The 19,180-nt window shown below is 63.3% G+C and carries 21 protein-coding genes and 1 pseudogene; 14 read left to right on the top strand and 8 right to left on the bottom strand.

Going from position 1 to position 19,180, the window contains the following annotated elements:
* Positions 1 to 92: 92 nt before the first annotated feature.
* From R2855_08205 to R2855_08215, 3 genes are all read left to right on the top strand, one after another.
* On the top strand, positions 93 to 872 hold the full coding sequence (locus R2855_08205; protein ID MEZ4530999.1) for an SDR family oxidoreductase: 780 nt from the start codon (positions 93 to 95) through the stop codon (positions 870 to 872).
* 102 nt (positions 873 to 974) lie between these two features.
* Positions 975 to 1,304, top strand: a complete 330-nt coding sequence (locus R2855_08210) for a type II toxin-antitoxin system Phd/YefM family antitoxin (protein MEZ4531000.1) — start codon at positions 975 to 977, stop codon at positions 1,302 to 1,304.
* A gap of 6 nt (positions 1,305 to 1,310) precedes the next feature.
* Positions 1,311 to 1,754 carry a putative toxin-antitoxin system toxin component, PIN family gene (locus tag R2855_08215; protein MEZ4531001.1) on the top strand — a complete coding sequence of 148 codons (444 nt, stop codon included), beginning with the start codon at positions 1,311 to 1,313 and terminating at the stop codon, positions 1,752 to 1,754.
* Positions 1,755 to 1,779: 25 nt separating this feature from the next.
* Here the strand turns inward: R2855_08215 and R2855_08220 are convergent, their stop codons facing one another.
* Entirely contained in the window at positions 1,780 to 2,454 is a 675-nt protein-coding gene (locus R2855_08220) for an SOS response-associated peptidase (protein ID MEZ4531002.1), read from the bottom strand.
* Between the two features lie 262 nt (positions 2,455 to 2,716).
* Between R2855_08220 and R2855_08225 the strand changes: the two genes are divergently transcribed.
* The 10 genes from R2855_08225 (at position 2,717) to R2855_08270 (ending at position 12,058) form a co-directional block, all read left to right on the top strand.
* Complete coding sequence (locus R2855_08225) at positions 2,717 to 3,340, top strand: hypothetical protein (protein MEZ4531003.1); 624 nt, start codon at positions 2,717 to 2,719, stop codon at positions 3,338 to 3,340.
* Positions 3,341 to 3,344: 4 nt separating this feature from the next.
* On the top strand, positions 3,345 to 4,073 hold the full coding sequence (locus R2855_08230) for a Type 1 glutamine amidotransferase-like domain-containing protein (protein MEZ4531004.1): 729 nt from the start codon (positions 3,345 to 3,347) through the stop codon (positions 4,071 to 4,073).
* 29 nt (positions 4,074 to 4,102) lie between these two features.
* Entirely contained in the window at positions 4,103 to 4,669 is a 567-nt protein-coding gene (locus R2855_08235) for a hypothetical protein (GenBank protein MEZ4531005.1), read from the top strand.
* Between the two features lie 54 nt (positions 4,670 to 4,723).
* On the top strand, positions 4,724 to 5,377 hold the full coding sequence (locus R2855_08240) for a hypothetical protein (GenBank protein ID MEZ4531006.1): 654 nt from the start codon (positions 4,724 to 4,726) through the stop codon (positions 5,375 to 5,377).
* 36 nt (positions 5,378 to 5,413) lie between these two features.
* Positions 5,414 to 5,707: a DUF3303 family protein gene (locus tag R2855_08245; protein MEZ4531007.1), complete on the top strand. Its 294-nt coding sequence runs from the start codon at positions 5,414 to 5,416 to the stop codon at positions 5,705 to 5,707.
* 189 nt (positions 5,708 to 5,896) lie between these two features.
* Positions 5,897 to 6,184 carry a hypothetical protein gene (locus R2855_08250; protein MEZ4531008.1) on the top strand — a complete coding sequence of 96 codons (288 nt, stop codon included), beginning with the start codon at positions 5,897 to 5,899 and terminating at the stop codon, positions 6,182 to 6,184.
* A gap of 138 nt (positions 6,185 to 6,322) precedes the next feature.
* A complete protein-coding gene (locus R2855_08255) occupies positions 6,323 to 8,659 on the top strand; it encodes a LuxR C-terminal-related transcriptional regulator (GenBank protein ID MEZ4531009.1) in 2,337 nt (778 codons plus the stop codon).
* 438 nt (positions 8,660 to 9,097) lie between these two features.
* Complete coding sequence (locus tag R2855_08260) at positions 9,098 to 9,379, top strand: hypothetical protein (protein ID MEZ4531010.1); 282 nt, start codon at positions 9,098 to 9,100, stop codon at positions 9,377 to 9,379.
* A 250-nt stretch (positions 9,380 to 9,629) separates the two neighbouring features.
* Complete coding sequence (locus R2855_08265) at positions 9,630 to 11,027, top strand: FAD-binding oxidoreductase (GenBank protein MEZ4531011.1); 1,398 nt, start codon at positions 9,630 to 9,632, stop codon at positions 11,025 to 11,027.
* A gap of 134 nt (positions 11,028 to 11,161) precedes the next feature.
* The gene (locus R2855_08270) at positions 11,162 to 12,058 is read left to right on the top strand and encodes a methyltransferase domain-containing protein (GenBank protein MEZ4531012.1); all 897 of its coding nucleotides are present in this window, start codon (positions 11,162 to 11,164) and stop codon (positions 12,056 to 12,058) included.
* A 308-nt stretch (positions 12,059 to 12,366) separates the two neighbouring features.
* On the opposite strand, the gene R2855_08275 is transcribed toward R2855_08270, so the two are convergent.
* From R2855_08275 to R2855_08285, 3 genes and pseudogenes are all read right to left on the bottom strand, one after another.
* Complete coding sequence (locus tag R2855_08275; GenBank protein MEZ4531013.1) at positions 12,367 to 12,915, bottom strand: Uma2 family endonuclease; 549 nt, start codon at positions 12,913 to 12,915, stop codon at positions 12,367 to 12,369.
* 485 nt (positions 12,916 to 13,400) lie between these two features.
* Positions 13,401 to 14,053, bottom strand: a pseudogene (locus tag R2855_08280) (hypothetical protein).
* Positions 13,998 to 14,627 (bottom strand): hypothetical protein, encoded by a 630-nt coding sequence (locus R2855_08285; GenBank protein MEZ4531014.1) that lies wholly within the window; start codon positions 14,625 to 14,627, stop codon positions 13,998 to 14,000. The pseudogene R2855_08280 and the gene R2855_08285 overlap by 56 nt, the downstream one beginning before the upstream one ends.
* Before the next feature lie 225 nt (positions 14,628 to 14,852).
* Here R2855_08285 and R2855_08290 point away from each other — a divergent pair, with 225 nt between their 5' ends.
* Positions 14,853 to 15,095: a hypothetical protein gene (locus R2855_08290; protein ID MEZ4531015.1), complete on the top strand. Its 243-nt coding sequence runs from the start codon at positions 14,853 to 14,855 to the stop codon at positions 15,093 to 15,095.
* Here R2855_08290 and R2855_08295 read toward each other — a convergent pair.
* From R2855_08295 to R2855_08310, 4 genes are all read right to left on the bottom strand, one after another.
* Positions 15,085 to 15,546, bottom strand: a complete 462-nt coding sequence (locus R2855_08295; protein MEZ4531016.1) for an SH3 domain-containing protein — start codon at positions 15,544 to 15,546, stop codon at positions 15,085 to 15,087. The two genes, R2855_08290 and R2855_08295, sit on opposite strands and share 11 nt — an antisense overlap.
* 401 nt (positions 15,547 to 15,947) lie before the next feature.
* Positions 15,948 to 16,493, bottom strand: coding sequence for a hypothetical protein (locus R2855_08300; protein MEZ4531017.1), 546 nt, complete (start codon positions 16,491 to 16,493; stop codon positions 15,948 to 15,950).
* Between the two features lie 244 nt (positions 16,494 to 16,737).
* Entirely contained in the window at positions 16,738 to 17,742 is a 1,005-nt protein-coding gene (locus tag R2855_08305; GenBank protein MEZ4531018.1) for an inositol-3-phosphate synthase, read from the bottom strand.
* 269 nt (positions 17,743 to 18,011) lie between these two features.
* Entirely contained in the window at positions 18,012 to 19,100 is a 1,089-nt protein-coding gene (locus tag R2855_08310; protein ID MEZ4531019.1) for a hypothetical protein, read from the bottom strand.
* Positions 19,101 to 19,180 lie beyond the last annotated feature (80 nt).

Here is a 19,180-nt window from a genome sequence, read left to right on the forward strand (position 1 = left end):
ATGGGCAAGATCGTGTCAGGACCGAAGCATGGCAATGTCTGCCGTGTGCCAACTGCTGACGACTGACGACTGACAACCAAGGACCCCGCACCATGCGTCTCGCAAACAAAACCGCGCTCGTCACAGGCGGATCGACCGGGATCGGCCGCGCCATTGCCCTACGTTTTGCGCAGGAAGGCGCCCATGTCCTGATCGCGGATATCAACGAACCTGCCGGTCAGCAAACCGCTGATGAAGCCGGTGGGCGCTTCATCCGCTGCGATGTCTCCAGCTCGTGGGATTGCGACAACGCGGTCGGCGCGGCGCGTGACTGGTTCGGCGGTCTCCATATTCTGGTGAATTGCGCGGCGCTGCTCGGCGGCTACCACGATATCGGCAGCATGGACCCCAGCGAATGGCGGGAAGGGCTGTCGGTCTCGCTCGACGGCGCGTTCTACGCCTCGCACGCCGCCGTACCGCTGATCGAGCAATCGGGTGGCGGGGCCATCGTGCATATCTCCTCGGTGGAAGGGATGATGGGCGCCAGCAACCACGTCGCCTATGTCACGGCCAAGAGCGCCCTCTTCGGCTTGACCCGCTCGATGGCGATCGATCTTGGCAAGCGCGGCATCCGCGTCAATGCGGTCAGCCCCGGCCCCATCGATGCCGGGCGTCCGGAAGTAACCAAACTCCTGAACGAGCGTCCCGAGTTCCTGCAATTCTGGCGCGACATGACCGTGCTCGACCGCCCCGGCCGCCCGGACGAAGTCGCCAACGCGGTCCTCTTCCTCGCCTCCGACGAAGCCAGCTACATCACCGGCCAGAACCTCGCCGTCGACGGAGGTTGGACCATCGGCCATGCGCCCATCCCGGCATTGCCGGATACACCCTAGCCGACCACCAATCCGGAATGCTCGTTCCTGACATGTACGGGTCACAAACGAAAATTGGCTATACTATTAGCTAATATTTCTGCGATACCGGGATCACGGGCAATGAGCACACGAACTGTCAGCGCGACAGAAGCCAAGAATCGGTTTGGCGCCTATCTCAAGATGGCCACCAAAGATGGCGATGCGGTCATCGTGGAGAACCACCATGCACCATCGGCGGTGATCATTTCGTTCGATGAGTATCGGCGGCTCTGCAAGGCGCAAGAGACGCTGGATCGGCAACGGCGACTGGAGGAGCTCGACCGCATTATCGAAATTCAGGCAGAACGCAACAGCGATCTCACGGAAGAAATGGCCGAGGCGCTCATCCAGCGGTACCTCGCCGAGGATCGCGAAGCACGCCGCAAAGACGCGCACACGTCAGGAAACTAGCTCACGGTGCGTGTCGTCGTCGATGCGAACGTTTTTCTCAGTTTCCTCATCTTTCCCAAGAGGTCCTCGGCTGCGAGCACAGTAGTGATCCGGGCCATCGCCGGGGATTTCGTTCTCGTTTTCCCATCGGGGATCGCGGACGAGATGCGCTCGAAAGTCCGCGAAAAGCCGTACTTTCGTGACCGAATCGACCCGGCCCAAGTGGAGGCCCTGCTCACTTTGATTGCACAGGTCGCGCTGGCGCCAAGTGCGGGTGCCACGGCGCCAGTTTCGAGCCGCGATCCCAAAGATGATTATCTTCTGGTTGCCGCAGCAGGAGATGGCGTGGAGTTCCTGGTTACCGGCGACCGGGATCTGCTGGACATCGTTGCCCCGGTTGGATATCCCATGATCGTGACGCCGGCGCAGTTTCTCTACCTCCTGGACTCGGAGCCAACCACAGGGCGATGACCCAGCATATCGGCGCAAGCGAGCGCTACTCCTCGATTGGTTCGATCAAGTCCGGGCTGTTGTTCCGCGTATTCCCGACCTTGCGGCTCACCGGATACGCTTCCATCTCGTCGGAGGGGTAGGGGACCAGCAAGCGCTCGACCTGCAACGGATCCGTCACCTCGGGATCGAGCCACTCTTCCTCGTCCTGCTTGTGCAGGATCACCGGCATGCGGTTGTGCAAGGTCGCCATCAGCTCGTTCGGCTCGGTCGTGATGATGGTGTAGGTGCTCGTTTCCTCACCGTCGTCATCGACATACGACTCGTACAACCCGGCAAAGGCAAAAAGCGGATCGTCCGGCACGGTGATGTAGTACGGCTGTTTGTGATCGCCCAGGTTCTTCCATTCATAGAACCCGTTGGCCGGCACCAGGCATCGGTTGCGCTTCACCAGATGGCGGAACATCGGTTTTTCGTTGATCGTCTCCGCCCGGGCATTGATCGGCGCCAAGCCTTTCTTGTCGCCCTTCTTTGCCCAGCGCGGAATCAACCCCCACTGCATCAATTCCGCTTCCCGCTCGCCCTCGCGGTGCTCCACGATCACCGGCAGGCGATTCGTCGGCGCGGCGTTCCACGTATGCGGGAGCTGGATCGACAACTGCCGCAGCTGAAACCGCTCGGACAGATCCTCCGGGGCTTCGAGTACATAACGTCCACACATTTCGACGGCTCTCCTTTGACGACAAGACGCTGCGAACATCGGCCGCGGGAAACAGCAACGATACCGGCACGATGCCGCACTGGCTAGATCATACGTTCCAATTATCGCAAATCGGGCGGATGCCGCATCATTGCGACACCGCCCTAACCAGCGAACTCCCAGCAAGTGGCGAGATAATCGAGTGGTCGATCATCGATTGTGACGAGCAACCCGAAACCACCGTGACGACATCTCGCTTGAAATCACATCGAAAGGACAGCCAATGGACCAGAAACTCTCCCGCCGCCATCTCGGTGCAATCGCCGCCCCGCTGGCGCTTGCCATAGCATCCGGGCGCGGAGCGGGCATCGCCTTCGCCCAGAATACGGAAACACCCATCCTCGCCCCAACCCCTGCCTGCGGCGACGCCGACGACTTCGCCGAAACCCTCGCCCAGACCGAGGGACCGTATTTCACGCCCAACTCTCCCGAGCGCACCTCGCTCCTGGAGCCGGGGATGCCCGGCACGAAGCTGGTCGTCACCGGCTACGTCTACACCACCAACTGCACCCCGGTCGAAGGCGCGCTGGTCGATTTCTGGCATTGCGACGACGCCGGCGTCTACGACAATGTCGGCTACACCCTGCGCGGACACCAGTTCACCGATGCCACCGGCCGGTACGAGCTGACCACCATCGTGCCCGGCATCTACCCCGGCCGCACCCGGCATATTCACGTCAAGACGCAACAACCCGGAGCCGAAGTGCTCACCACCCAGCTCTACTTCCCGGACATCCCGGACGAGAACGCCGTGGATGGGATCTTCGACCCCTCCCTCGTGATGGACTATGCCGACGCCGAGGACGGCGACGGCAAGGTCGGCTTCTTCACCTTCGTGCTGGTCTAGCGCGATGCCGATCGTAGCCATTGGCGGCGGCGAAATGAAGCTGGGCGACACGCTGCCGATCGACCGATACATCGTCGAACGCACCGGCGCGCAATGGCCGATTGCGCTCTTCATTCCCACGGCCAGCAGCGACTCGGAGGACTACGCCCAGATCGTTTCCGACATCTACGGCGGCCAGCTCGGCTGCGCCATCGAAGTCCTGCGGTTGATCAAGAACCCGCCGCCGTACGAGCGCATCGCCGAGCTCATCCGCGGCGCCGACCTGATCTATGTCGGCGGCGGGAATACCCTCAAGATGATGCGCCTTTGGCGCCGGCTCGGGGTCGACCAGCTCCTGCTGGAAGCGCATGCAGCCGGCAAGGTGCTCTGCGGGCTCAGCGCGGGCGCGCTCTGCTGGTTCGACTACGGGCACAGCGACTCGATGAGCTTCTATCACCCGGACGATTGGGACTATATCCGCGTCAAGTGCCTGGGAATGCTCCCCTTCACCGGCTGTCCGCATTACGACGGGGAGGGGCGGGACCAGAGCTTCCAGAAGATGATTGCGCGTGACGGCGGGATCGGCATCGCTATCGACGATTGCGCTGCCTTCGAGGTCGATGGCGATCGGTTCCGCGTCCATTCCGCCCGTGAGAACGCCGGCGCCTACCGGGTGGAACGCGTGCGTGGAAAGGTGATGCAAACGCCTATTGAGATCCAGCCAGCGTTTCAGCCCCTGAGCGCTCTCCAGTAGGCCCAGCTCACAGACAAAGGAGGACTCTCATGACACATTCTGCCTCGTCGACCACCCGTCGCACGCTCCTCGCGTCGTCCGCTGCCGGCGCCGCCGCGCTGGCATTGCGCACTGCCGCCGCCCAATCTGGCACCCCCGAGGCGAGCGACAAAGTCGTGCTCCTGTTCGTCCAGGCCGCCGGGAACGGCACGCTCACACCCTTCGATCAGGGTCATACCCTTACCTTCCAGCACGGGGCTGCTCAGACGATCTACTTCTCCGACCGGCCCGATCGGCTCACCGGACTCGTGTCGACGGCCGAGTTCGTCTCGCAATGGCCCTTCGCGGACGAGAGCCCCCCGAATGCTGCGCTGGCCATCTCGAACGCAACAGACTCAAGTGCCCAGGTCTTTGTCGGAGTCCTCGACGATCCGGCCTGGGATGCCGCTTCGTCCACGCTCAGCTACACCTTCTCGGAACTGACCGACGATATCCCCGCCGGATCGACCATCCCCATTCCCGGCAGCTTCGAAAGCGCGACGCTCTTCATCGACGGCGCTAACGCCACCACATTTCGCGATAAGAACCCGCCCCTCCCGATTCCAGGCGAGTTGTAAATCGCCGCGTTCCTTATCGGCGGTTCCAATCGAAGCCTATCAAGGAGGACTGCTGTGACACCGGCTTTCCCATCATCCAACCGCCGTAGTCTGCTCACCGCTTCGGCTGCCGGAGCAGCGGCCCTGGCATTGCGCACCGCCGCTGCCGCACGATCGGGCACGCCAGAAGCCAGTGACAAGGTCGTGCTCCTGTTCGTGCAGGCCGCGGGAAGCGGCACCGTGACCCAGTCCGATCAGCGCCACACCCTCTCCTTTCGTCACGATGCCGGCCAGACCGTGTACTTCTCCGACCGGCCGGAACGGCTCGCCGGGCTGCTGCCCACCGCCGAGTTGGTTGCCCAGTGGCCGTTCGAGGGAGAAACCCCGCCGAACGCCGCCCTGGCGATCGCGAACGCTGAGGATGGCAGCACAACGGTCATCCTTGGCGTGCTCAGCAATCCTGTCTGGGACGCCGCCGCGTCCACCCTCAGCTACGGCTTTCAGATGCTCAGCGACGACATCCCTGCAGGCTCACCCACCCCCGTTCCTGCCTCGTTCGACGCCGCCACTCTGTTCATCGATGGCGCTGAAGCAGCCAATCGAGGGATCATCGTAATCAACATGACCGGTCGAGACATCCCGATCGTGGTCGACCGTAACCGAAGACGCCGGCGGGCCAGTCTGACCAATTTTGGCTTCTGCTTTGATTTGCCTCAGAATAGAAGCTGACCTGCGAAAACGCAGGGGAAATGAAGGAGGTCGACGATGCTCTTCTACTGCCGTTTCACCTGGTACCCCGGCACCTCGCGCGAAGAAGTCGCGCGCCGGGTGGTCGAGCAAGACGGGATCAACAACGATTTCGCCAACCGCATCAAAAGCTGGCACACCCTGGCCGGCGGCGGCGCCGGGTTCCTGATGGTCGAAGCGGAAACCCCGCGCGACATCAGCGAAATCCTGGAGCCCTACATGGATCTCATGTCCTGGGATGTGCACGCGGTGACCAGCAACACCTACAAGGAAAAGGTCGCCGAGCTCAAGAAACAGATCAAGGACATGTAGGCGAGGCCGGGGTTCTGCGCCCTGAGCTGGCGTGCGGCCCTATGCGCGCCAGTCGTCTCAGGACGCAGGACCCAGGCCTTCCTTGCTCACAATTGACCTAAAGAAAATCACTATCCCTGAGTCGTGTCGTTCAATGTTGTTGTATACTCCACACCATGGAGTCGTCATAACGGCTCTGTGGATGCGCGGATGCGCGCATCGAAGACACGAGAAGGGGTTCCTGTAGGAACGATGAACATTCTTGGCATTGGGCTGGCCGTGCTTGGTGGCTTCTTCGGTCTGATTGCGCTGATTCCATTCCTGGGTTGGCTCAATTGGATCACCACCCTGCCACTGGCAATCCTGGCGGGCTACTTCAGCTACCAGGCGTACAAGGGCGGCAACGCCCGCACCTCCGGTCTGGTCGGGTTGGTGATGAGCGCCGTGCTGCTGCTCTTCGCCGTGACGCGGCTGGGCATCGGCGGTGGGTTGATCTAGCCAAATCGATCTGTCCGTAGCGGGAACCGGGGAGCGTATGGACTCCCCGGTTTTTTTGCTCGCCGCGCTTGACAGAATGTTCCGCTGGGCACATGCTGAAGGAAGGCGGACAATCATTCTTCACCACGGGGCGGCATCATGACCGACGCGCCTCGCCCATTTCGGCAGGTCACGCCTATCCAGCTCCACCCGACGCCTGAACGGCAGCCGGCGCCGCTGCCTCGCCCGCTCACGTCGTTCATCGGCCGTGCGCAGGAACAGCGCGAGCTCACCGCGCTCATCACCCGCGAGGATCTGCAGCTCGTCACGCTGGTTGGACCGGCCGGTGTCGGCAAGACCCGCCTCGCCGTGCAAACGGCCACCGATCTCCAATCCAGGTTCGCGGTCGTTGGATTCGCATCGCTGGCCTCGGTGGCCGCACCTGAGCTGATAGTCCCCACGGCCGGAAAGGCGCTTGGCATCCGCGAACCAACGCCCAGCCGCATCGCCGACCAGCTGGCCGGGCTTCCCACCTTGCTCGTGCTCGACAATCTCGAGCAGGTTCCAGATGCGGCCAACGTATTGGCGCTCCTTCTGGAGGCATGCGTTTCGCTGATCGTGCTGGCCACCAGCCGCGCCGTGCTTCATGTGAGCGGCGAGCATGTGGTTCCCGTGCAACCCTTCGTTGTCGAGCCGTCCGATGCGGGCGACCGACTGGCCGAATCGCCCGCGATCCAGCTCTTCGTCGCGCGTGCCCACGCGGCCGACCCTACCTTTGTGTTGAATCCCGACACGATCGAGCCGATCGCGCGCATCTGCCAACAGCTCGACGGGCTTCCGCTCGCCATCGAGCTCGCCGCGGGGCAGGCCCGCATGCTGACGCCGCAAGCGATTCTGAACCGGATCGATCAGCGGTTCGCGCTGCTGGCGCACGGTCCCGCCGACCAACCCGAACGACAACGCAGTCTCGAACGCGCCATCCGGTGGAGCTACGATCTGCTCACCCCGCATCAGCAGCGGGCGCTCCGAGCGCTCGGCGTCTTTACCGGGGGGTTCTCCGAGGACGCCGCCAGCCATGTTGCGCTGAACGGGGAGTCGCCGCTCCCGGTGCTTTCCGCGCTGATCGATGCCAGCCTGGTGCTACGGTCTGCGCATCCCGACGGCGAGCCGCGGTTCGCGCTGCTCGAATCGATCCGCGCGTTCTGTCTGCTCGAACTTCAGGCGCACGACGAAGAATCCGCGGTGCGGGAGGCGCACGCGGCCTACTACCTGAACCTTGCCGCTGGCGCCGAACCGCGGCTGATCGTCATCGGATCGGCCACATGGGTCCACCGGCTCGCGATCGAGCATGGCAACCTGCGGGATGCGGTCGAATGGTCTCTGAGCCAACGCGCCCCGAAACCGGTGCTTGCCCTGGGCGGAACGATGCTCTCCATGGCCTATGCCCAGGGAGAACTGGAGGAAAGCCGCGCCTGGTTGGAGCGCGCGCTCACCCTGGTCGAACCCTCGCCCGATGCGCAACTCTGCGATGCGCACTTTGCCGCCTCGGCCCTTGCGCAAGTGCAGGGCGATTTCGCGTGCGCGGTCGATCACGCCACCCGCAGTCTGGAGATCGCCCGGGCGGCCAACTATCCCTTCGGGGAGGGGAGAGCGCTGCTCGGGCTCGGTATCAGCGCCGAATGGAATCACGACCTCGATTTGGCCGAGCAATGCTACCGCGACGCCCAATCCATCATGCAGACCCTCGACGCCGCCACGCACCGCTCGCATTGGCGTGTCCTCCCGCTGGCAAACCTGGCCGATATCGCGCTGATCCGCAAACGCTATCGGGAAGCGATCGAGCTGGGGTCGGAAGCCGTCGACGCCTGGCGGGAAGCAGGCTATCTCTGGGGTATTGCCCAGGCGCTGGGCACCGTGGCCGCCGCGCGCTGCGAGCTCGGCGACGTGCAGGGCGCGCGCCGCGACTATCGAGAAACGCTCGAACTCTGGGTCAGCTGCGCCGATGGCCGCGGCATTGCCGGCGCCATCGCCGGGATCGCGGCGATCGCCCACCATACCGGCGATCCGCTCATGGCGGCCTCGTTGCTGAAACGTGCCTGGGGGATCCGCGAGCAACTCGGACTGGATTTTCTGGCGCATCATCTCTACGCCGAGCAGGTGCGCGCCACGGTGCTCTCGGCCACCGGCAGCAGTTCCGCCTGGCGCGACCCGCCGATCTCCGAGAAACGAACGATCGACGAGGCGGTCGCGGAGGCGATGGCTGTGCTCGACCAGGAGACACCGGTGCGCCGTGGCAATCCGCGCCTGACGCTCAGTCCGCGGGAGCTCGAAGTGTTGGCCTACGTGATCGAAGGGTTGCACGACCGCGAGATTGCCGACCGCCTCTGCATCAGCCCGCGCACCGTCCAGTCCCACGTGCTCGCGATTCTCAACAAGCTTGGCGCCCGTTCCCGCGCGGAAGCCGTCGCCATCGCGCTTCGGAGCAATCTCCTCTAGCCATCGCCGGTTCCGGAGAAGAAACTCGAGCGGATCAGGTGATTTCAGTGAGCGTTGTCCTGCTGCGCTGCGCGAACTACTGAGCACGCGTCACCCACGGGAGACATTCGATTCCGTACTTTCCCCGATGTCGCGCCACCGTGCGTTCCCGATGATTCGGAGAGAGCAGCCCACTGGTCTGCATACACGGAGCGTCATGCCATTTTCCATCGCACTGCTCCCATGGCGTCCGTCGCCCAGTGGACTGCTCGCTCCGTCACATTGGATCGACGCGGATGCGAACCGACGGACCTCCGATAGCGCCGGCATCGATCGATGCGGACCCCTGCGCGGCCCCGGCATTCGCCGCCACATCGATCGCAACCGTCCAACCCAGCAGGTCGCTGGAGTGGCAGCTCGACCCTCGACGCGCATCTGCGCAAAGAAAGGAGCACCTCGATGATGTACGGCACGATCGCAAAGATGAAGATCCTTCCCGGGAAAGAAGCGGACCTCATGAACACAACGCAGACTCGACCGCCCGGCATTGTCTTCGAACATGTGTACAAGCTCGATTCGGGCAACAACGAATACATGATGGTGGTGGGGTTCGAAAGCAAGGAGGCGTACAAGAAGAACGCCGAAAGCCCGGAGATGCACGCGATGTATCTCGAATACCGCAAGCTCCTGGCCGCCGACCCAGAGTGGCACGACGGCGTGATCGTGGAATCGATGCCGTAGCGTCGATCTGCATTCCCAGGGGGTCTTGCTCGCCATCCCGTTCATGCCGGAAGGTCTTGCTTCCTTCTCTACCGGCGATGGCGGCGTCTCGTTCATTCCGATCCCCGCAGGGTGTCGCGTCCTGCGGGGCTTCCCCGCTGGTTGGGCAGACCATCGCAATGTCGCCCGGCTGTGCGGCCAAGGCAGGTCCCCATGGGACCGGGGCTGGCTCCTCCCACCGAACCAACGACACGATCAGGAGGAAACACACGTGGACACGACCGTGATACTGGATCCCGTCGACCAACTCGCGATGGAGATGCGCGGCGTTCTCATCCGACCCGGAGATCCCGGGTACGACGATGCGCGCATGGTGCGCAACGGGCTCATCGATCGCCACCCGGCGGTCATCGCCCGCTGTCACGGCACGGCGGACGTGGTGGCGGCGGTGAACTATGCCCGCGAGCACGGATTGCTCCTTTCGATCCGCGGCGGCGGCCACAACGTGGCTGGCAACGCGGTCAACGACGGCGGTATCGTGATCGATCTGTCCGAAATGCGGGCAGTTTTCGTCGATCCCGACCGGCGCCGGGCGCGCGCCCAGGGAGGCGCCACCTGGGGCGATTTCGACCGCGAGACCCAACAGTTCGGTCTGGCGACGACCGGCGGAGCGGTTAGCAGCACGGGCATTGCCGGGCTCACTCTCCATGGAGGGCTGGGGTATCTCCATCGCGCATTTGGTCTTGCGTTGGACAATCTCCGATCGGTCGAGATCGTGACTGCGGATGGTCAGGTTCGCACGGCGAGCGAGACCGAAAACCCCGATCTCTTTTGGGCAATCCGGGGCGCCGGGAGCAACTTCGGAGTCGTGACCTCGTTCGAATTCGAGGTCTATCCGATCCCACAGGAGTTGTATTCAGCGGTTCCGTTGTTCACGATGGATGATGCGCCGGCCATTCTCCGAAAGTACCGGGACTTCGCCGAGTCCGCTCCTGACGATTTCGCGCCCGCCGTGATCTTCTGGAGTGTGCCCGCCATCCCCGACTTCCCCGAGGAACTGCACGGAACGCCGATCGTGGTGATTCAGATCGCCTACACCGGCGACCCCGCGGAGGGAGAAGAGCTGCTGAAACCGGTCTTCGAGTGGGGCACTCCGCTCGTGGACCTGAGCGGTTCGGCCCCGTACGTCGCGATGCAGAATGGCTTCGACGCATTCTTTCCAGCCGGCTGGTTCTACTACTGGAAATCACTGTTGTTGCAGTCGGCCACGGACGACGTTATCGACACCCTCTGCGAGGTCGCTGCCGCGCGGCCATCGCCCCAGTCCATACTCAATTTCTGGCAGTTGGGCGGCGCGATCAGCCGGGTACCGGCAGATGCCACCGCCTATGTCCGGCGGGATGCCGGGCATATGCTCAGCCTCGACACCACCTGGACCGACCCGCGCGACACCGATCGATGCATCGCCTGGGCGCGTCAGACATGGTCCACATTGCAGGAGAAGTTCGGGCTTGGAGGCGCATACCTCAACTTCGCCGGCTTCGGCGAGGAAAAAGAGGCGCTGGTGCGCGCCTCGTACGGCCAGAACTACGCGCGGCTGGCTGAGATCAAGCGACGCTACGACCCGGATAACCTCTTCCGGATGAACAACAACATCAAACCGGCCTGACGATCGCCGGCAGCTGCCCCGCATGGCGCGTCGACGAGAACGTGCAGTCGAATTCGCCACCGATTCCGTCCCGCACCAGCCATGAGCGGTCCCCTGATCACCCTTGCTGCGGACGCTCCGAACCAGGGAATGCCATGAAGTCCGCACACCCAACCGAAACCAATATCGAAGCGCAGACCCGGGAACAATGGCGCCTGGACCAGCAACGCGAATGGTCCGACGAGCAGAAAGTCGCCGCCTGGCGCAAGTGGGGACGCATCAACATTGCCGCGCAGGAGGCGGCGACATCGGCGCTCCTGGATGCGGCTCACCTCGCTCCTGGTATGCGCGTCATCGACATTGCCGGCGGGGGAGGCGATCCCGGACTCGCGGCTGCGGCCAGAATCGGGCCAACCGGGCATGTGACCGTGACCGACGTCTCGCGCGGCATGCTCGAGACCGCTCAGGAGTACGCGCGGCAGGATGGGCTGACCAATCTCGAGTACCACCTGGCCGATACCGAACACCTCCCGTTCGCCGACCATGCCTTCGACGGCGCTTTGTGTCGCTGCGCCGTGATGTTCTTCCCGGACCCCGCTGCGGCGCTCCGGGAGATACGTCGGGTCCTCGCGCCCGAGGGGATCGCGGCCTTTCTCGCCTGGGGGCCGCTGCCAGAGAATCCATTGTTCTCAGGCGGCTTCGCGGCCATTGGCAAGGTGCGTCCCCTGCCGCCACCTCCGCCGGGAACCCCACATCCGTTCAAGTTCGCGACGCCCGGATCGCTCGGCCTTGCGCTCGAAGACGCCGGCTTTGTCGCTGTCTCCGAGCAACGGATCCGTCCAATGTCCCGCTGGAGCGTGACACCCGAGCAGTTCACCGAATTGACTGTGGAAATGGGCGGTCTCGAATGGCTGCTGTCACAGATGTCGCCGTCACAACGTGAATCCGTTCTCAACGACATGACCGAACATTTCCGGGGATATCGACGCGCCGCAGGCGTCGAGTTTCCTCTCGTCCTCGTTCTTGCGACTGGTGTCTCTGCCCCGGAGTGACGAGGCGCACTCCAGCAACATTCCGGATCGTCGCTCCCGCGCCCATGCGGCAAGTTCGACAGCCGCAGCGGGTAGGCTCGCCCGCGTGGCACGACTGCGCCGTCCCCAGGGCTGTCATCCTGTCAGCGCCGGAACCGCTACGGGTTCGAGGATTCCGGCTCGGTGATGGGGTAGGAGAGCCTCCGGATACAGCTGGGGCTGGCCGCCACGAGCACTGCAGCCACACCGCACGACACACGCGACGAGCCAATCGTCGTCCTCGTGCTGCGTCTTCGCGCGCCTTCTTGAATCGACCGTCGCCGGAAACGTCAGTCTCGGAAGATCGCCTGAAGCGCGAGTTCGAAACCCGGCAGCACATCCCCTCCATCGAGCACTCCCTTCGCCTCGACTACCTCAGGGGCGTGGCCCAACCGATGGACTGTCGCCGTCTTCCGCTCTGGATCGACCCACCACACCAATGGAACACCAGCCTTGGCGTAGAGCGCTTGCTTCTCCGCCATCTCCGCCTTCGTGTCGGTGGGTGAAATGACTTCGATCGCCAGATCGGGTGGCACCGGACAAAAGCCTCGATCCGGCATGCCGTCCGGAAATCGGTCCCCGCGCACGAACCCGACATCGGGAGCAACGACGGTATCTGGGTGCTCGCTGAGCGTGTATCCACAACGGGCGCTCGTGACGTACCCCAGTCCCTGAGCATCGGCGAAACTGAAGGTCGCAATTGCCAATCGCGCCCCGTACACCGCCGCCCTGAAGCCCGGTGTCGACACCTCTCTCAATGCGCCTTCCCAAAGCTCATACGGAGCTCTGCTGCCCATCTGAAGAAGGTCTTCCGCGGTAGCGAGGTGCGTCGCCGTCATGCTGCCATGCCTTGCCGAATCGCCGGTGCACCCCAAGCGTACCAGCAGCCTGCGCGAGTGTCATCATCGGCGGATCGCCTCTCCCAGGCCGGCGTTGAATGGTCGGAACGCCGTGCAAGCGATGGAGCGACAGGCAGCCGCCCGCTCGGAGCGGCTCGGCATCCCGCTGGCGACCTTTGATCGCCGGTTGGCCGCGCTGCCCACGGTCGAATCGTGGAATCTCCAATAGTCTGCCCTCGTCGCTCGTCTCATCGAGCATTGATCAGCGCGAACCTGCCCCGCAAGCGCAAAAATCCCCGTGCCCATCGCTGGACACGGGGATGCTCTCGATACGAACAACTGATACGGACCCCGACTCGATGCTCAGGGATGGCCCACCGTTGAAACGCTGGGCGTACACCCCTCGGCAATCACCCGGATTCCGCACAAAGACGAGCAACTGGCAACTGGCAACTGACGACTGACTACCAGCGACTGCCTGCTCGTTACCCGACCTCGACTTCGACCTTCTCCAGCTCGACATCGGCCTGGTTCGGGCTGCTCACCCTGGCCGCGCCCGGCAGCCGGTTCTCATTGATGAACGCCTCGGTGCGGTTGCGGGCGATATCGTCCGGATACTGCTCGGCCGGCGACTTCATGAAATACGAGCTCGGGGCCATCAGCGATCCGCTGATGCCGTTGTTGAGCGCCAGCTTGATGCAGCGCACGGCATCGATCACCACACCAGCCGAGTTCGGCGAGTCCCAGACCTCCAGTTTGAGCTCCAGATTCAGGGGCACATCGCCAAAGGTCGTCCCTTCCATGCGGATGTGGCACCACTTGCGGTCTTTCAACCAGGGCACATAGTCCGACGGACCGACGTGGACATTTCTACCGGCACCTCGTAGGGGATCTGCGAGGTGACCGCGTTGGTCTTGGAGATCTTCTTGGAATCGAGCCGCTCCCGCTCCAGCATGTTCAGGAAGTCGGTATTGCCGCCAAAGTTGAGTTGATACGTGCGGTCGATCTGCACACCGCGGTCGAGGAACAGGTTGGTCAGCACCCGGTGGGTGATGGTGGCGCCGACCTGGCTCTTGATATCGTCACCGATCACCGGCAACCCCTCGCTCCTGGAAGCGCTTCTGCCAGTACGGCTCACGGGCGATGAAGACCGGGATGCAGTTCACAAACCCGCAACCGGCCTCCAGCACCTGCTCCACATACCACTTGGTCGCCATCTCCGAACCGACCGGCAGGTACGAGACCACCACATCGGTCTTGGTGTCCTTCAGAATCTGCACGATGTCGGCGGTGGGGCCAGGGGCCTTGGTCACCACCTCGGAGAGATACTTGCCGATGCCATCGTGCGTCATACCCCGGTGGACCGGCACGCCCAGATGCGGCACATCGCAGAACTTGTAGGTGTTGTTCGGGTGCGCAAAGATCGCCTCGGAGAGGTCCTTGCCAACCTTGCCCTCGACCACGTCGAAGGCCGCGCTGAACTCGATGTCCGAGATGTGATACCCGCCCAGGTTGACATGCATCAGCCCCGGCACGCGCTCGTTTTCCGGCGCGTTCTTGTAGTACTCGACGCCTTGCACCAGCGACGACGCGCAGTTGCCGACGCCGATGATCGCCACGCGCACCTTGCTCGTGTCGCGACCCGTGCTATGACCGTTGGCATGCACGCCATTGGTCCCGTTCGAACCGTTGGATCCGTTCTTCTTCGCCACGAAAATCCTCCTGGATACAGTACGACCCCGGAAAGTTCCGAGGTCGATCACACAAGCAGAATGCTGTTGTTCTGAAAACCAGACAGAATGACCGACGGGACGCCACCTGGGTGCCCGTCAAACCTCATTCAGTTGTTAAGTCTGGAATTCGTGCACGGCGCGCATCTGGCGCCAACGAGCATAGGCTACTGCCATACTCTGCATTCAGTGTAATTCGTGTGGGCAATGTTCTGCAAGAAATCGGGCATCGAACACGAGCCGCGCAATGAGCACATCCAGCGCGTTCATGCCTTGGGGGGTCGCCAGATCTCATCCAAGCGTTCTCCCATTCTACTGATCGAGCAGGTTCGCACCAACATCGAGGTTCCCGGCATTGGTGAAGCGCTGAGCGCCGTCGTCTCCGTCCGTAAGGAACATGACGGCGGACGGTTACCAAATCCGCCGTCAATGCCTCAAGTCACCGTTTGAAGATCAGGAGAACGCGCTGCAGCGGTAGCGGCTGCTGATCCAGCCGTCCTGATCGGCGCAGGTCACCGGCGTCCAATTGCCCTGGGTTGCCCCGCGCAGTTGCAAGGTGGCGCCATTTGCCACCACCGTAATGACCTGCGTGGTTGTGCTGGTGCCGGTTCGGCAGTTCACCCGCGCGGTGGTCACCACGGGAACCGGTGCTCGGCAGCGTCGCGGTCGCAGTTGCTGTCGGTGTCGGAGACTGCACCGCGATGTAGTTACCCATGATCCAGCCATCCTGGCCAAAGCAAACGACCGGATACCAGCCGTTCTGCAAACCACCGCGCAATGGAATCCGCGCATTCCCGTTCACCACGCCAAGGATGGAATAACTTGTGCCCGGTCCAATCCGGCAGTTCACACTCGCCTGCAGGAAGGCCGTTCCTTCCAGCGGGATCAATGTCGGGATCACGTGGTGGTGGTGGTGATCGTGGGGGTCGAGCTCGATGTGCTCGTAGGCGGCGCTGTTGTTGCGGTTCTGGTTGGGGTGGTGGTGCCCAGCAGCGACAGGTAGTTGAGTAGATCCAGCCGGGTTGTCCGAAGCAGATTACCGGCGTCCATCCATTTTCGCGGGCGCCACGGACCTGAACCGTCACATTGAGTACCGACAACGCCCAGGCTCGTGTAGGCGGTGCCCGGGCCGATGCGGCAGTGGGCATTGACTTTGCAGCCGCGCGTTGCCGGCAGTCGGATCGGTGGTCGCGGTTGCGGACGGCGTCAAGGTCGAGGGAGCGGTGGCCGTAGCGGTCGGTGCGTAGGTGGAAGAAATCCACCCTCCTGCTCGAAACAAGTGACTGGCGTCCATCCGTTCTCTCAGCACCGCGCACCGGAAGCGCGGTGCCCCGAGCAACCACGCCCAGGGACGCGAAACTGGTCGACGGCCCCACTCGGCAAATTGACATTGACCGAGGTCACGATCATTGTCACCGGAGTGTTGGTTACGGTCACCGTTGCGGTGGCGGTCACCGTCGCCGTCGCGGTCTCCGTCGGTATCGCCGTCGCCGTCGCCGTCGCCGTCGCTGCCCCGCAACTCGGTCCGCTCACCGTCTGGACCTGCGGATTCAGCTCAGCCGGGAACGCTCCCGTGATCGAGTCGAACTGCCCGGTCAGATTCCCTGACCATTCGAAATAGCCGTAATATCGGCCAGCAATGTACGACGAGGCGTTGTAGGCAACCGGTGTGCTCGCTCCGTCACTGAAGTTCAGTGTCGCCGTGGCCGGGAACTGCGGCTGGTCCATCGTCACGAAGATCTGCCAATAGCCTAGTCCCGCATAGCACGTCCCCGCGCTCGCATCCAGCGTGATATTCGCAATCGTTGCGGTGGCGGTCACCGTCGCCGTCGCGGTCTCCGTCGGCATCGCCGTCGCCGTCGCCGTCGCCGTCGCTGCCCTGCAACTCGGTCCGCTCACCGTCTGGACCTGCGGATCAGCCAGCCGGGAACGCTCCCGTGATCGAGTCGAACTGCCCGGTCAGATTCCCTGACCATTCGAAATAGCCATAATATCGGCCAGCAATGTACGACGAGGCGTTGTAGGCAACCGGGGTGCTCGCCCGTCACTGAAGTTCAGTGTCGCCTGGCCGGGAACTGCGGCTGGTCCATCGTCACGAAGACTGCCAACCAGCCGAGTTCGGCGAGTCCCAGACCTCCAGTTTGAGCTCCAGATTCAGGGGCACATCGCCAAAGGTCGTCCCTTCCATGCGGATGTGGCACCACTTGCGGTCCTTCAACCAGGGCACATAGTCCGACGGACCGACGTGGACATTCTCGGCCGGCACCTCGTAGGGGATCTGCGAGGTGACCGCGTTGGTCTTGGAGATCTTCTTGGAATCGAGCCGCTCCCGCTCCAGCATGTTCAGGAAGTCGGTGTTGCCGCCGAAGTTCAGCTGATAGGTGCGGTCGATCTGCACGCCGCGGTCGAGGAACAGATTGGTCAGCACCCGGTGGGTGATGGTGGCGCCCACCTGGCTCTTGATATCGTCGCCGATCACGGGCAGGCCCTTCTCCTGGAAGCGCTTCTGCCAGTACGGCTCACGGGCGATGAAGACCGGAATGCAGTTCACGAACCCGCAACCGGCCTCCAGCACCTGCTCCACATACCACTTGGTCGCCATCTCCGAACCGACCGGCAGGTACGAGACCACCACATCGGTCTTGGTGTCCTTCAGAATCTGCACGATGTCGGCGGTGGGGCCAGGGGCCTTGGTCACCACCTCGGAGAGGTACTTGCCGATGCCATCGTGCGTCATGCCACGGTGGACCGGCACGCCCAGATGCGGCACATCGCAGAACTTGTAGGTGTTGTTCGGGTGCGCAAAGATCGCCTCGGAGAGGTCCTTGCCAACCTTCCCCTCGACCACGTCGAAGGCCGCGCTGAACTCGATATCCGAGATGTGATAGCCGCCCAGGTTGACATGCATCAGCCCCGGCACGCGCTCGTTCTCCGGCGCGTTCTTGTAGTACTCGACGCCCTGCACCAGCGACGACGCGCAGTTGCCAACGCCGATGATCGCCACGCGCACCTTGCTCGTGTCGCGACCCGTGCTATGACCGTTGGCATGCACGCCATTGGTCCCGTTCGAACCGTTGGATCCGTTCTTCTTCGCCACGAAAATCCTCCTGGATACAGTACGACCCCGGAAAGTTCCGAGGTCGATCACACAAGCAGAATGCTGTTGTTCGAAAACCAGACAGAATGACCGACGGGACGCCGCCTGGGTGCCCGTCAAACCTCATTCAGTTGTTAAGTCTGGAATTCTTTACCGGCGGACATCCGCCGCCCGACGCGGACGACTGCCGCGTTCCCGCTTATTTTACGTGCGCGGATAACGGCTCTGCAAGGTGACCGACTGGCACGCCTGCTGGTTGTCGCTGCTGATCAGGCGGCTGCGTCCGCTCCCGCCACGATCTCTTCCGCCAGCGCGTTCACCGTCGGAGCCGGATCGCCCGTCGCCGACGACCCGCCCAGGCGAATCAGATACTTCCCATCCTGCACATAGAGGACATAGAGATTGACCCCGTCGCCCGGACCCGCCAGACCGCGCGCCTGATCGCCAATGACCGGAGTTTCCACATCGGTCAACCCCTGCGCCGCCACCACGATATCGGACAGCGCGGTCAGAGCCTCGGACGCCCCCTCGGCATTGGCGAACCGGTGCACGCTCACATTGATGAACGACGCGTCTTCGGGCGCGTCCGCGGCATCGTTGCGATTCAGATCGCGGTAGAAGTTCTCCCGCCAGCGCCAGCTGGTCAACAGCGCATCGCCATCGGCGCCAATCGCCGCGGCCACCTCGGCCTTGGTGCGCTCGCCCTCATCGGAGACGACCCAGTCGCCCACCAACGCCGACGCGGGGGGCAAGAACGCTTCCGCGCTCTCCGACGCAGAAACCGCCTCGGCATCGTCCGCGGGCGCGGTTGGCGCTGTCTCCGCCGCGGCGGAATCGACACTCTCCTCGGCTGGCGCTTCGGTTGCGTCCGCTTCGGGCGGTGGTGCTTCGGTCGGCGCCGGCGGGGCGGTGGTGGCAGTCGGCGCTGGCGCTCCGCCATCGGTCGGCTGGGTTGCCGCCATGGTGGGGGTCATCGTTCCATCGGTCACCGCGGCCACCGGCGGATTCTCCGGCGAATCGTCGTCATCGAGGAACCGGGTAATGGCATACGCGCCGCCGCCGATCACCCCGATCAGCAGCAACGCCGCCAGCAGATAGCGCAAGAGCTTGTTGCCCCGCTCGCCGCGCGGTTTGATCGGCGTCATCGGGCCCGTTTGGCGATAGTCGGTTTGCTCGGGGGCATACGTCCCCGGCTGCCCATACCATTGGCCGCCCTGCGCCTGTTGAGCGCCATAGATATCGGCGGTGCGCTGCGACGCGGAAGGCTCGACAGTGGGGGATGGCGTCCACGGAGTTCGAGTCGATTTGGTTGACGACGGTCCGGTCGCCCGGCTGGGCCGTGACGGTCTCGGTTCCAAAGGTGTGCGGTCCTCCGTAGGACGGATCCAGACGCGCGGGGAGGCTGGACAGAACGACTGCGGGTGTGGGCGCGTCGGAT

The sequence above is a fragment of the Thermomicrobiales bacterium genome (assembly GCA_041390825.1).
Taxonomy (GTDB): Bacteria; Chloroflexota; Chloroflexia; order Thermomicrobiales; family UBA6265; genus JAMLHN01.